The sequence below is a fragment of the Pseudomonas sp. NC02 genome (genome assembly GCF_002874965.1).
In the GTDB taxonomy this organism is placed as follows: Bacteria; Pseudomonadota; Gammaproteobacteria; order Pseudomonadales; family Pseudomonadaceae; genus Aquipseudomonas.
In genome coordinates, this window is record NZ_CP025624.1 from 746,610 (window position 1) to 760,413 (window position 13,804).

The 13,804-nt window shown below is 59.0% G+C and carries 11 protein-coding genes, 1 tRNA gene and 1 rRNA gene; 6 read left to right on the plus strand and 7 right to left on the minus strand.

Annotated elements, in window-relative coordinates; all coding sequences use genetic code 11:
* The first annotated feature begins 94 nt into the window (after positions 1 to 94).
* Positions 95 to 1,183 (plus strand): calcium:proton antiporter, encoded by a 1,089-nt coding sequence (locus C0058_RS03390; RefSeq protein ID WP_003211166.1) that lies wholly within the window; start codon positions 95 to 97, stop codon positions 1,181 to 1,183.
* A 155-nt stretch (positions 1,184 to 1,338) separates the two neighbouring features.
* Here the strand turns inward: C0058_RS03390 and C0058_RS03395 are convergent, their stop codons facing one another.
* From C0058_RS03395 to C0058_RS03405, 3 genes are all read right to left on the minus strand, one after another.
* Entirely contained in the window at positions 1,339 to 2,697 is a 1,359-nt protein-coding gene (locus C0058_RS03395; RefSeq protein WP_003211168.1) for an 8-oxoguanine deaminase, read from the minus strand.
* 146 nt (positions 2,698 to 2,843) lie between these two features.
* Complete coding sequence (locus C0058_RS03400; RefSeq protein WP_003211169.1) at positions 2,844 to 3,530, minus strand: SDR family oxidoreductase; 687 nt, start codon at positions 3,528 to 3,530, stop codon at positions 2,844 to 2,846.
* Positions 3,531 to 3,556: 26 nt separating this feature from the next.
* Entirely contained in the window at positions 3,557 to 3,907 is a 351-nt protein-coding gene (locus C0058_RS03405; RefSeq protein WP_102368021.1) for a MerR family transcriptional regulator, read from the minus strand.
* 83 nt (positions 3,908 to 3,990) lie between these two features.
* Between C0058_RS03405 and C0058_RS03410 the strand changes: the two genes are divergently transcribed.
* A complete protein-coding gene (locus C0058_RS03410; RefSeq protein ID WP_003211172.1) occupies positions 3,991 to 4,383 on the plus strand; it encodes a hypothetical protein in 393 nt (130 codons plus the stop codon).
* A gap of 302 nt (positions 4,384 to 4,685) precedes the next feature.
* Here C0058_RS03410 and C0058_RS03415 read toward each other — a convergent pair whose 3' ends face one another.
* The 4 genes from C0058_RS03415 to C0058_RS03430 form a co-directional block, all read right to left on the minus strand.
* A complete protein-coding gene (locus tag C0058_RS03415) occupies positions 4,686 to 5,267 on the minus strand; it encodes a YigZ family protein (RefSeq protein WP_102368022.1) in 582 nt (193 codons plus the stop codon).
* A 12-nt stretch (positions 5,268 to 5,279) separates the two neighbouring features.
* Positions 5,280 to 5,939 (minus strand): TetR/AcrR family transcriptional regulator, encoded by a 660-nt coding sequence (locus C0058_RS03420; RefSeq protein ID WP_003211175.1) that lies wholly within the window; start codon positions 5,937 to 5,939, stop codon positions 5,280 to 5,282.
* An 87-nt stretch (positions 5,940 to 6,026) separates the two neighbouring features.
* Positions 6,027 to 7,421 carry a uracil-xanthine permease family protein gene (locus C0058_RS03425; protein WP_102368023.1) on the minus strand — a complete coding sequence of 465 codons (1,395 nt, stop codon included), beginning with the start codon at positions 7,419 to 7,421 and terminating at the stop codon, positions 6,027 to 6,029.
* An 86-nt stretch (positions 7,422 to 7,507) separates the two neighbouring features.
* Positions 7,508 to 8,428: a LysR family transcriptional regulator gene (locus tag C0058_RS03430; RefSeq protein ID WP_087693467.1), complete on the minus strand. Its 921-nt coding sequence runs from the start codon at positions 8,426 to 8,428 to the stop codon at positions 7,508 to 7,510.
* A 125-nt stretch (positions 8,429 to 8,553) separates the two neighbouring features.
* Here C0058_RS03430 and C0058_RS03435 point away from each other — a divergent pair, with 125 nt between their 5' ends.
* From C0058_RS03435 to C0058_RS03455, 4 genes are all read left to right on the plus strand, one after another.
* A complete protein-coding gene (locus tag C0058_RS03435; RefSeq protein ID WP_008430786.1) occupies positions 8,554 to 9,903 on the plus strand; it encodes an aspartate aminotransferase family protein in 1,350 nt (449 codons plus the stop codon).
* Between the two features lie 39 nt (positions 9,904 to 9,942).
* Complete coding sequence (locus tag C0058_RS03440) at positions 9,943 to 11,436, plus strand: CoA-acylating methylmalonate-semialdehyde dehydrogenase (RefSeq protein ID WP_003211182.1); 1,494 nt, start codon at positions 9,943 to 9,945, stop codon at positions 11,434 to 11,436.
* Positions 11,437 to 12,062: 626 nt separating this feature from the next.
* Positions 12,063 to 13,598, plus strand: a 16S ribosomal RNA gene (locus C0058_RS03450).
* Between the two features lie 124 nt (positions 13,599 to 13,722).
* Positions 13,723 to 13,799 (plus strand) — tRNA-Ile (locus C0058_RS03455).
* The last annotated feature ends 5 nt before the right edge of the window (positions 13,800 to 13,804 follow it).

The window sequence follows — 13,804 nt, forward strand, 5'->3', positions numbered from 1 at the left end:
AGCAGTGCATGAACTAAGGTGTAACGAAACGTTAGCGGCGCGGTGCAGTCTGTACCCCATCAATGACGGATTCGCCGCGTTCAAAAGGCCTGCAATGCTCACATCTATCAAGCAAGAAAAATTCATGCTGCTGGCGCTGATTGCCGCCATCGCTGCCTACCCGCTGGAGCACTGGATGCTGCACAGCGGGCAGATGGTGGCGCTGTTGGCTGGCATAGCGCTGATCGGCTTTATCGTCGTGGCCTCGATGCGCGTGGCCCATCACGCCGAGCAACTGGCGGAAAAGGTCGGCGACCCCTACGGCACCATGATCCTGACCCTCGCCGCCGTGCTGGTGGAAGTGGTGATCCTGGCGATCATGATGAGCAACGAGCCCTCGCCGACCCTGGTGCGCGACACCATTTATTCGGCGGTGATGCTCGATATCAACGGCATCCTCGGCCTGGCCGCGCTGATGGGCGGCATCAAGCATGGTGAACAGTCCTACAACGACGATTCGGCGCGCACCTACAGCGTGATGATCCTTACCGCCATGGGTGTGTCGATGGTGGTGCCGGAATTTATCCCCGAGGCCGACTGGAAAATTTACTCGGCCTTCACCATCGGCGCGATGGTAGTGCTCTACACGTTGTTCCTGCGGATGCAGGTGGGGCCCCACAGTTATTTCTTCAGCTACAGCTACCCGGAAAAACGCCGCAAGAAACAGCCGGAAGAAGAGTCGCCGCCGATCAACCTGGCGTTTTCCATCGGGACGTTGGTGTTTGGCGTGATCGTGATTGGCGCGTTGGCCGAGGTGATGTCCAAGACCCTCGACCTGGGCCTGGAAGGAACGGGTGCCCCACCTGTGATCACGGCGATCATCGTGGCCGCGATTTCCGCCGCCCCGGAGATTTTGACCGCGTTGCGCGCAGCGCTGGCCAACCGCATGCAGTCGGTGGTGAACATCGCGCTGGGGGCTTCTCTGTCGACGGTGATTTTGACCGTACCGGTGATGGAAGCCATGGCCTTGTACACCGGCCAGCCGTTTCAGATGGCGATGACGCCGGTGCAGACCGTGATGGTGTTTATCACGTTGATTGTCAGCGCGATCAACCTCAACGATGGCGAAACCAACGCCATCGAAGGGATGACCCATTTTGTGTTGTTTGCGACGTTTATCATGCTGTCGCTGCTTGGACTGTAACCAATCCTGAAAACACCGCAGAAATAATTGTGGAAACCGGGCTTGTGTGGGAGCGGGCTTGCTCGCGAATACGGAGTGTCAGTCGCCAGATATGTTGACTGACCCAACGCATTCGCGAGCAAGCCCGCTCCCACATTTGAAAAGTGTTTCTTCAGTTAAGTCCGGTTGATCAGTTCCCGCGCCGCCTGGCTGTGATCGGCAATCAAGCCTTTCAGGTCCAGGCCCTCGACCTGCCCGTCGATCACCCGCCATTTGCCGCCGACCATCACCCGGTCCGCTCGGTCGGCGCCACACAGCAGCAGCGCCGAGATCGGGTCATGGCTGCCGGAGAAGCGCAGTTCATCGAGCTTGAACAACGCCAGGTCGGCCTGTTTGCCTACGGCCAGTTCGCCGATGTCGCTGCGACCGAGTAACTGCGCCGAACCTTTTGTCGCCCAACCCAACACCCGTTCCGGGGTGATCTTCTCTGCCCCGTAACGCAGGCGCTGGATGTACAGGGCCTGGCGCGTTTCGAGGATCATGTTCGACGCATCATTGGACGCCGAACCGTCCACCCCCAGGCCAATCGGTGCGCCGGCGGCCAGCAGGTCCAGCGTTGGGCATATCCCGGAAGCCAGGCGCATGTTCGAGCTCGGGCAATGGCAGATACCGGTACCGGCAGCTCCGAGGCGTGCGATTTCTTCAGGGTTGAAGTGAATCCCGTGGGCCAGCCACGTGCGCGGGCCTAGCCAGCCGACGCTGTCGAGGTAATCCACGGTGCGCAGGCCGAAACGCTGCAGGCAGAAGTCTTCTTCGTCGAGGGTTTCCGCCAGGTGGGTATGCAGGCGCACGTCGAGGTTGTTGGCCAGCTCGGCGCTGGCTTCCATGATTTCCGGGGTGACGGAAAACGGCGAGCAGGGCGCCAGGGCGATCTGGATTTGTGCGCCGTCACCGCGCTCGTGGTACTGGCGGATCAGGCGGCGGCTGTCTTCCAGAATCACTTCGCCTTGCTGCACGGTTTGTTGCGGTGGCAGCCCTCCGTCGGCCTCGCCCAGGCTCATGGAGCCGCGCGTGAGCATGGCGCGCATGCCCAGATCGCGTACGCTGTCGACCTGCACGTCGATCGCCTGTTCCAGGCCGTCCGGGAACAGGTAGTGGTGGTCTGCCGCCGTGGTGCAGCCCGAGAGCAGCAGTTCGGCCAGGGCCACTTTGCTCGCCAGGGCGAGTTTTTCCGGGGTGAGTCGGGCCCAGACTGGATACAGGGTTTTCAACCAGGGAAACAGCGGCTGGTTGACCACCGGCGCCCAGGCGCGGGTCAGGGTTTGATAGAAGTGATGGTGGGTGTTGATGAGTCCAGGAAGGACGACATGCTCGCGGGCATCGAATACTTGTCCACAGGGCACGGCCGGTTCTTGGCCCCAGCCCAGCACTTCGGTGATCACACCGTCTTGCAGCACCAGGCCGCCACGGGCGTCGAGGCCATTGGCAGTGAAAATCGCGAGGGGGTTTTTTAACCAGATACGGGTCGCAGGCATTGGCCGGCTCCTCTGAATGATGGGTTCAGGTTTGCCAGCTCAGTGTTGCCCTGTCTGCTGATCCAGGGTCGCCGGGGAGGGCGAGGTGCGCAGTTTACGTGTGGATCGTTATCGACGGCAATCGGCCGATAACGATCCCGGTTTTTTTACCAGGCGATGGTGTCGCCCTTGTAGTCCACAAAGTGATGGCCGCCCTTGCCGGTGTAGGCATTCACCTGGTCAACCAGGCCGCGCACGCTGGTGGGCACGTCGATGTGGGCGTTTTCGCCACCCATGTCGGTCTTCACCCAGCCCGGGTGCAACGACAGCACGGTCAGTTTCTGATCGCCCAATTGGGTGACGAAGCTGTTGGTCATGGAGTTGAGGGCGGCCTTGCTGGCCTTGTACAGCGCCAGGTCCGAGCCGTCGGGAATGGTGACACTGCCCAGGATCGAACTCATGAAGGCCAGCACGCCGGTGCCTGGGCGGATCTGCCCGACAAAACGCTGGGCCAGGTTGATCGGCGCCACGGCGTTGGTGAAAAACAGTTGGCCGACTTCAGCCAGGGTGGCGTGGCCCGGTTCCTGGTTGGCCGGGCCTTTGACACCTGCGTTGACGAACAGCAGGTCGAAGGTTTTTTCCTTGAGGCGCTGGCTGAGGGCGATTACCGCCTGCTGGTCATCCATGTCGAGCTTTTCGATTTGCACCTCGCCCAAGGCCTTCAAGGCATCGGCCTTTTGCGGGTCGCGCACGGTGGCGGTCACCTCCCAGCCGTCCGCCAGCAGTTGCTTGGCCAGGCCAAGGCCCAGGCCCCGGGAGGCGCCGATAATCAGTGCGGTTTTTGAAGTGGACATGAATGGCTTCCTTTGACGGTGGAGGTTCACGGGTTCAGTGGACAACGCTGGCCGAGCCTTTGCTGCAACTCTTGGCGCAGTTGGTCGAGTTCGGCGATGCGGGTTTCGATCAGGTGGAGCTTGTCTTGCAGGAGCTGGGTCACGGCGCTGTCGGGGTCTGGAGCTTGCCATAATGCGCCGACGCTGTTGCCGATTTCACCCAGGCTGAAGCCCAGGCGCTGGGCGGTCTTGATGTACAGCACCAGTTGCACCATGTCGGCGGGGTAGTCACGGTAACCGTTGGCACTGCGTTGCGCGGCAATCAGCCCGCGTTGCTCGTAGAAACGCAGGGTGTCGCGACTGACCTGGCTGGCCTGGGCTAATTCGCCGATACGCATGTAGAGGGCTCAAGGGGGCTTGACCCTGGAGCATACTCCAGGCTTTAGCCTGCTGGCTTCTTGAATTTAAGGAGCTTACGGCTATGTGGACCGCACACCAATACCGTCGACTGGTTCGGGCCAGCGGTTGGTACGACCTGATCGTCACCGCCGCACTGGTCACACCCTGGACGTTTGTCCTGCTGCATAACGCCCTGGTGGCGTTGAACCTGCCCGGCGAGCTGCCGCCGTTCGCGCCTGTGCATATGTTGATGGCGAACCTGATGGGCTCGATTGTCTGCGTGTGGTCGGTGCTGCGAATCCGCGACCCACAAGCGATCTTTGGCCGCTACGACGCCGCCGGCCGAGTGCTGTTTGCCACCTGGCAGATCTACGCGCTGGCCCATGGTGCCAGTACTGTATTGGTGATTGTCGTGGTGTTTGAAGTGCTGTGGGCGGTGGCTCAGTTGATACCGGTGCGCCGAGTAGCAAGTTGATCAAAAAATGCTCAGTTGTGCCGGAACGTTGCAGGCTCTGCTGCGGGGTCACTCTTGCACGGGTTATCCACAGGTTGCTCCACAGTAATTGTGCGCAAGCGTGACCGGTGGATATAAGCGCTGTGGCCCTTTGTTCTAAAGGACATAACCCGCCTAACTGACTGTTTTTGAGCTGGATTAATACTTTCGTGCAGTGCCTTGAACAAAAACTGTACAACCGCCTGAAACCCTGATGACAGAAGGGTTACAGGCGAGTGTGCTCAGGTTATCCACAGGCAGGTGCACAGTAGATGTGGGCAGTTTCAGCGCTCCAGCAGAATGCGCCCGCGACTCAGGTCGGCGAGCTGCGCTTGCAGGGTGTCGATATGTGCCTCGCCGAGGGCCAACTGCAGGTCGACGCCATTGGCGGTGAAGGTTTCTTCCATCACCAGCCCACCCAGTTCGGCCACTCGCAGCTTCACCAACTGCAGCTCGGCAAAACCACAGGAGCAACTCAGCGGCACCCGTTTGATCAGCTCGACGCGTTCGGCGGCTTGCAGGCATTTGTTCGCGCCGCCGCCATAGGCGCGGGCCAGGCCGCCGGTGCCCAGTTGGATGCCGCCGTACCAGCGGATCACCAGCACCACGACCTGGTCGCAATCCTGCGCTTCGATCGCGGCCAGGATCGGGCGCCCGGCCGTCCCGCCGGGTTCGCCGTCGTCGTTGCTGCGGTATTGATCGCCGAGTTTCCAGGCCCAGCAGTTGTGCGTGGCGTTCAGGTCGCTGTGCTGGTCGATGAAGGCCTGGGCGTCCTGGGGGCTGCTGATCGGGGCGGCTAGGGTAATGAAGCGGCTTTTGCGAATTTCTTCGCGAAACTCGCAAAGGCCGGTAAGGGTGAAAGGCATGGGTAACTTCGTTTAGAGGGCCGGCTTGATGCCACAGCCTTTGAGAATGATGTGGATAAGGTTGGTGCCGGCGTCTTCCATGTCCTGCTTGGTCAGCTTGGTGCGCCCGGTCACGCGGCAGATCTGGGTGGCAAAGTCGGCGTAATGCTGGGTGCTGCCCCACAGCAGGAAGATCAGGTGCACCGGGTCGATAGGGTCCATCTTGCCGGCGTCGATCCAGGCCTGGAATACCGCCGCACGGCCGCTGAACCAGGCGCGGTAGTCCTGGCTGAAATATTCGGTCAGGCACTCACCGCCGCTGATGATCTCCATCGCGAAGATCCGCGAGGCTTGTGGCTGGCGCCGGGAGAATTCCATCTTGGTGCGGATATAGCGGGTCAGGGCGGCCGCCGGGTCATCCTCGGCGGTCAGGGTGTTGAAGGTGCTGTCCCACAATTCGAGGATGTTGCTGAGCACCGCGATGTACAGGCCCAGCTTGTTGGTGAAGTAGTAGTGCAAGTTGGCTTTCGGCAACCCGGCACTCGCCGCGATGGTGTTCATGCTGGTGCCTTTGTAGCCATGACGGGCGAACTCGTCTTCGGCGGCCTGCAAAATCGCTTGTTCGTTCTTTTGGCGAATGCGGCTTGCAGGTTTTCCGGCGTGGTTGCTGTGGGCAGGAACTTCGAGGCTCATGGAGGTTTCCGTGCAGATCGATGAAGGCGACGTGTGCACAGATAACCCACCCTCAAGCCCCAGACAAGTCCCGATACGATAAAACCCTTAAAGCGGCTCCAGAGTGTCGCTTTCCAGGGTCCGGTTTGCGGCATCCACGGGAGCCTTGGCTTCAGGTAGCAGCAGGCACAATACGATGGCGGTCAGGCCGCCGCTGGTGATGGCCGAGTCGAACAGGTTCTGCACCAGGGTTGGCATCAGGTGCAGCAGGTTCGGTTGCGCCGCGATCCCCAGGCCGACGCCGAACGAGGTGGCGATGATCAGCATGCTGCGCCGATCCAGCGGGGCCTGGGCGAGAATGCGCACGCCGGCCGCCGCTACGCTGCCGAACATCACCAGGGTTGCGCCGCCCAGCACCGGCTTGGGGATTTGCTGCAGCACCGCACCAATCAACGGAAACAGCCCGAGGCAAAACAGTACCGCGCCGATGTACAAGCCGACGTAACGGCTGGCCACGCCGGTCAGCTGGATCACGCCGTTGTTCTGGGCGAATGTGGTGTTGGGAAAGGCACTGAAGGTGGCGGCGATCATGCAACTGATGCCATCTCCCAGTACGCCACCCTTGAGTCGGCCTATATAGGAAGGGCCGCTGATGGGCTGGCGGGCGATCATGCAATTGGCAGTGAGGTCGCCGACGGTTTCGATGGTGCTGATCAGATAAATCAGTGCTACCGGCAGGAAAGCGCTCCAATCGAAATTGAAACCGAAGTGGAACGGTGTAGGCAGGCTGATCAATGGCAAGTCAGGCAAGGCTTGGGGCACCAACTTGCCGCTGAACCAGGCGGCGAGGCTGCCCAGTGCGAGGCCGATGATGATGGCGGAGAGCCGTACCCATGGCGTGTTCGAGCGGTTCAGCAGGATGATGGTCAGTACCACGAACAGGCCGAGTGCCAGGTTGGTTGGCGCGCCGAAGTCCGGGGCATTGAAGCCGCCTCCAAGGTCAGTGATGCCGACCTTGATCAGGCTGATGCCGATCAGTGTGATGACGATGCCGGTCACCAGCGGCGTGATTACCCTTTTGAGCTGACCGATGAAACGGCTCAACACGACCTGCACTGCGGCGCCAAAGAAGCAGATACCGAAAATCATCGCCAGGATGTCTTCCGGGCTGCCGCCGCGTTGCTTGACCAGAAACCCGGCCGACAATACGGCGCCGAGAAACGCGAAGCTGGTGCCCTGCAGGCAGATCATCCCGGCGCCAATGCCAAACGGCCTGCGCGCCTGGATGAAGGTGCCCACACCGGAAACCATCAATGCCATGCTGATCAGGTAGGGCAGGTGGGCGGTCAGGCCCAGGGTAGAGCCGATGATCAGCGGCGGGGTGATGATGCCGACGAAGGCAGCCAACACATGCTGCAACGCGGCAAGCAATGCAGGCAAAGGTTTGGGCCGATCGTTGAGGCCGTAGATCAGGTCGCTGGGGGTGTTGGATTCTGGCGTCATGGCGGGGAACTCATGGCTGACGGTTCGAGATCCCCTTGTCTTGCAAAAAGCTGTCCAGCTGCTCAGGTTTTTCTGTAAGGCCCGTGTTAGCGCGTTGCGGCCAGACTTTCGAGAAAACTTTCCAGCACCAAATGAGGGCGACGGCCCTTGCGCGTGACCGAAGCGAGGCTCAAATCGTAAAAACGTGTAGCCGGTTTCAGCGCGCGCAGTCGGCCTTGTTGTACCCACAGGCTGGCGTAGTGGTCGGGCAGGTAGCCGATGTAGCGGCCGGTCAGGATCAGGAAGGCCATGCCCTCGCGGTCCGAGGCACTGGCGGTGCAATTGAGTGCCTGGTAGTGCGCCTGGATATCCGCGGGCAGGCGGAAGGTCGGGGCGATGGCGTCCTGGCTGTTGACGCGGTCGTCGTCCAGTTGCTTGTCGTCGGCGTAAAACAGCGGGTGGCCCACTGCGCAATAGAGCAGCGAGCGTTCGCTGTACAGCGGCTGGTATTCAAGTCCCGACAAGGCGCTGGCCTGGGGGACTACGCCGACATGCAGGCGGCCGTCGAGCACCCCTTGTTCGACTTCATTGGGGGCGATCATGCGGATCTGGATCTGTACATCCGGGCCGCGTTCCTTCAACTGTGCCAGGGCGTGGGTGATGCGCATGTGGGGCAGGGTGACCAGATTGTCGGTCAGGCCGATGATCAGTTCGCCGCGCAAGTGTTGGTGCAGGCCGTTGACCTCGGTGCGAAAACTTTCCAGGGCGCTGAGCAGCTGCAACGCCGACTGGTACACCTCGCGTCCCTCCTCGGTCAGGGAAAACCCCGCCCGCCCGCGTTGGCACAGGCGCAGGCCAAGGCGCTGTTCAAGATCACTCATTTGCTGGCTGATGGCCGAGCGGCCAATCCCCAGTACGGTTTCCGCCGCCGAGAAGCCACCGCACTCCACCACGCTGCGAAAGATGCGCAACAGTCGGATATCGAAGTCGCTGACTTGGGCCAGAGGGTCGGGTCGACGGCTGCTCATAGTTTAGTGAAGGCCTGACTGAAGGTTAGAAGAGTTGGATTTCACCGACTTTATCCCCGTGGCAATTTAGCTGCAACAACGCTTTTCAATCCCGACGCTGCCTTTTGCCTTGCGAGGTTTTGCTCATGAACATGCCCGAAAACGCTCCGTCCACCCTGGCCAGCCAATTGAAGCTGGACGCGCACTGGATGCCGTACACCGCCAACCGTAACTTCCATCGTGACCCGCGCCTGATCGTGGCGGCCGAAGGCAGCTGGTTGACCGATGACAAGGGGCGCAAGGTGTATGACTCGCTGTCGGGTCTGTGGACCTGCGGCGCCGGGCACACCCGCAAGGAAATCCAGGAAGCGGTCTCCAAGCAACTGGGTACGTTGGACTACTCGCCGGGCTTCCAATACGGTCATCCGTTGTCGTTCCAACTGGCAGAAAAGATTACCGACCTGACCCCGGGCAACCTGAACCATGTGTTCTTCACCGACTCCGGCTCCGAGTGCGCCGATACCGCGGTGAAGATGGTGCGTGCGTACTGGCGCCTGAAAGGCCAGGCGACCAAGACCAAGATGATCGGCCGTGCCCGTGGTTATCACGGCGTGAACATCGCCGGTACCAGCCTGGGCGGCGTGAACGGTAACCGTAAGATTTTTGGTCAGGGGCTGATGGATGTTGACCATCTGCCTCACACCCTGCTGGCGAGCAATGCGTTCTCCCGTGGCATGCCGGAGCTGGGCGGGATTGCCTTGGCGGACGAGCTGCTCAAGCTGATCGAGTTGCACGATGCGTCGAACATCGCCGCGGTGTTTGTTGAGCCGATGGCGGGCTCTGCCGGCGTGCTGGTTCCGCCGCAGGGTTACCTGAAGCGTCTGCGTGAGATCTGCGATCAGCACAACATCCTGTTGGTGTTCGACGAAGTGATCACCGGCTTCGGTCGTACCGGTTCGATGTTTGGTGCTGACAGCTTCGGTGTGACCCCGGACCTGATGTGCATTGCCAAGCAAGTCACCAACGGCGCGATCCCGATGGGCGCGGTGATTGCCAGCACCGAGATTTATCAGACGTTCATGAATCAGGCGACGCCTGAGTACGCGGTGGAGTTCCCGCACGGCTACACCTACTCGGCCCACCCGGTTGCCTGCGCGGCTGGCTTGGCGGCACTCGACCTGCTGCAGAAGGAAAACCTGGTGCAGAGCGTGGCCGAAGTCGCACCGCATTTCGAGAATGCGCTGCACGGCCTGAAGGGCAGCAAGAACGTGATCGACATTCGTAACTATGGCCTGGCCGGTGCGATCCAGATTGCCCCGCGTGATGGTGATGCCATCGTGCGTCCGTTCGAAGCGGGCATGGCCTTGTGGAAAGCCGGCTTCTACGTGCGCTTTGGCGGCGACACCCTGCAGTTCGGCCCAACCTTCAACAGCAAGCCGCAGGACCTGGATCGCTTGTTCGATGCGGTCGGCGAAGTGCTGAACAAGATCGACTGATTCCTCCTTCTATATAGAACAACTTTTCAGGAGCCCTGCATGAGCCTCATCCAGCATTTGATCAACGGCCAATTGGTCACCGAAAACGGTCGCACTGCCGACGTGTACAACCCGTCGACTGGCCAGGTGATTCACCAGGTGCCGTTGGCCAGCCGTGAAACCATTCAAAGCGCCATCGATTCGGCCAAGGCAGCTTTCCCGGCCTGGCGTAACACGCCACCGGCCAAGCGTGCCCAGGTGATGTTTCGTTTCAAGCAATTGCTTGAGCAGAACGAAGCGCGTATCTCCCAGCTGATCAGCGAAGAGCATGGCAAGACCCTGGAAGATGCGGCCGGTGAGCTCAAGCGCGGGATCGAGAACGTGGAGTACGCGTGCTCGGCGCCGGAAATCCTCAAGGGCGAGTACAGCCGTAACGTTGGCCCGAATATCGATGCCTGGTCTGACTTCCAGCCGTTGGGTGTGGTGGCCGGTATTACGCCGTTCAACTTCCCGGCGATGGTGCCGTTGTGGATGTATCCGCTGGCGATCGTCTGCGGTAACTGCTTCATCCTCAAGCCGTCGGAGCGTGATCCAAGCTCGACGCTGCTGATTGCACAGTTGTTGCAGGAAGCTGGCTTGCCTAAAGGCGTGCTGAGTGTGGTGCATGGCGATAAAGGCGCGGTGGATGCGCTGATCGAAGCGCCGGAAGTCAAGGCGTTGAGCTTTGTCGGCTCGACGCCGATCGCCGAGTACATCTATTCCGAAGCCACCAAGCGCGGCAAGCGTGTACAGGCGTTGGGCGGGGCGAAGAACCATGCGGTGCTGATGCCGGATGCGGATCTCGATAACGCTGTCAGTGCCTTGATGGGCGCGGCGTATGGTTCTTGCGGTGAGCGTTGCATGGCGATCTCTGTTGCCGTGTGTGTCGGCGACCAGGTGGCTGACGCATTGGTCGCCAAGCTGGTGCCGCAGATCAAGGCGCTGAAGATTGGTGCGGGCACCACGTGTGGATTGGACATGGGGCCGCTGGTCACTGGCCAGGCGCGCGATAAAGTCAGTGGCTATATAGAGGACGGCGTTTCTTCGGGTGCTGAGTTGGTCGTCGATGGTCGTGGCCTGAGTATTGCCGGTAATGAAGATGGCTTCTTCCTGGGGGGCAGTTTGTTCGACCGCGTGACCCCGCAGATGCGCATCTATAAAGAAGAGATCTTCGGGCCGGTGCTGTGTGTGGTTCGGGTGAACAGCCTGGAAGCGGCCATGCAGTTGATCAACGATCACGAGTACGGCAACGGCACCTGTATCTTCACCCGTGACGGTGAGGCGGCGCGGTTGTTCTGTGACGAGATTGAAGTGGGTATGGTTGGCGTCAACGTGCCGTTGCCGGTGCCGGTGGCTTATCACAGCTTTGGTGGCTGGAAGCGCTCGCTGTTTGGCGACTTGCATGCCTATGGGCCGGATGGGGTGCGGTTCTATACGCGTCGCAAGGCGATTACCCAGCGCTGGCCGCAACGGGCCAGTCATGAGGCGTCGCAGTTTGCCTTTCCTAGCTTGTAGGTTCGGTAAGTAGAAGGCCGGCCCCTTGGGGCCGGCCTTTGCTTTTCAGGGCTTTTTTGACCGATATGACAGTATTGTGAAAAAAGGTGTTGACGGCAGATTCTGGAAGTCTATAATTCGCCCCACTTCCGGCGCAGTCGAAACGGAAAACTCCTTGGTAAACAAAGAGTTATGTAGGTTTCGACAGCGGGTTGCTTCAGATCATCGAAGCCTAGAAGGAGTTAGTAAGGCAGTGTTGTTTGGCCCTATTAACGTTTCGATCTTCTCGGTCGAAAGCGGAGAAAAAGAGGTGTTGACAGCAGCGTGTAACGCTGTAGAATTCGCCTCCCGCTAACGAGAGATCGGAAGCGCAAGTGGTTGAAGTTACAAAGGAAACTTTGAAAACTTCTGAAAATAATCACTTGACAGCAAATGAGGCTGCTGTAGAATGCGCGCCTCGGTTGAGACGAAAGATCTTAACCAACCGCTCTTTAACAACTGAATCAAGCAATTCGTGTGGGTGCTTGTGGAGTCAGACTGATAGTCAACAAGATTATCAGCATCACAAGTTACTCCGCGAGAAATCAAAGATGTAACCAACGATTGCTGAGCCAAGTTTAGGGTTTCTTAAAAACCCAAAGATGTTTGAACTGAAGAGTTTGATCATGGCTCAGATTGAACGCTGGCGGCAGGCCTAACACATGCAAGTCGAGCGGTAGAGAGAAGCTTGCTTCTCTTGAGAGCGGCGGACGGGTGAGTAATGCCTAGGAATCTGCCTGGTAGTGGGGGATAACGTCCGGAAACGGACGCTAATACCGCATACGTCCTACGGGAGAAAGCAGGGGACCTTCGGGCCTTGCGCTATCAGATGAGCCTAGGTCGGATTAGCTAGTTGGTGGGGTAATGGCTCACCAAGGCGACGATCCGTAACTGGTCTGAGAGGATGATCAGTCACACTGGAACTGAGACACGGTCCAGACTCCTACGGGAGGCAGCAGTGGGGAATATTGGACAATGGGCGAAAGCCTGATCCAGCCATGCCGCGTGTGTGAAGAAGGTCTTCGGATTGTAAAGCACTTTAAGTTGGGAGGAAGGGCAGTAAATTAATACTTTGCTGTTTTGACGTTACCGACAGAATAAGCACCGGCTAACTCTGTGCCAGCAGCCGCGGTAATACAGAGGGTGCAAGCGTTAATCGGAATTACTGGGCGTAAAGCGCGCGTAGGTGGTTCGTTAAGTTGGATGTGAAATCCCCGGGCTCAACCTGGGAACTGCATTCAAAACTGACGAGCTAGAGTATGGTAGAGGGTGGTGGAATTTCCTGTGTAGCGGTGAAATGCGTAGATATAGGAAGGAACACCAGTGGCGAAGGCGACCACCTGGACTGATACTGACACTGAGGTGCGAAAGCGTGGGGAGCAAACAGGATTAGATACCCTGGTAGTCCACGCCGTAAACGATGTCAACTAGCCGTTGGGAGCCTTGAGCTCTTAGTGGCGCAGCTAACGCATTAAGTTGACCGCCTGGGGAGTACGGCCGCAAGGTTAAAACTCAAATGAATTGACGGGGGCCCGCACAAGCGGTGGAGCATGTGGTTTAATTCGAAGCAACGCGAAGAACCTTACCAGGCCTTGACATCCAATGAACTTTCTAGAGATAGATTGGTGCCTTCGGGAACATTGAGACAGGTGCTGCATGGCTGTCGTCAGCTCGTGTCGTGAGATGTTGGGTTAAGTCCCGTAACGAGCGCAACCCTTGTCCTTAGTTACCAGCACGTAATGGTGGGCACTCTAAGGAGACTGCCGGTGACAAACCGGAGGAAGGTGGGGATGACGTCAAGTCATCATGGCCCTTACGGCCTGGGCTACACACGTGCTACAATGGTCGGTACAGAGGGTTGCCAAGCCGCGAGGTGGAGCTAATCCCAGAAAACCGATCGTAGTCCGGATCGCAGTCTGCAACTCGACTGCGTGAAGTCGGAATCGCTAGTAATCGCGAATCAGAATGTCGCGGTGAATACGTTCCCGGGCCTTGTACACACCGCCCGTCACACCATGGGAGTGGGTTGCACCAGAAGTAGCTAGTCTAACCTTCGGGGGACGGTTACCACGGTGTGATTCATGACTGGGGTGAAGTCGTAACAAGGTAGCCGTAGGGGAACCTGCGGCTGGATCACCTCCTTAATCGACGACATCAGCTGCTCCATAAGTTCCCACACGAATTGCTTGATTCATTGAAGAAGACGATAGAAGCAGCTTTAAGCTCCAAGCTGATAGCTCTTAGCTAATCAGTTACGCGCTCGAAATTGGGTCTGTAGCTCAGTTGGTTAGAGCGCACCCCTGATAAGGGTGAGGTCGGCAGTTCGAATCTGCCCAGACCCACCAATTTT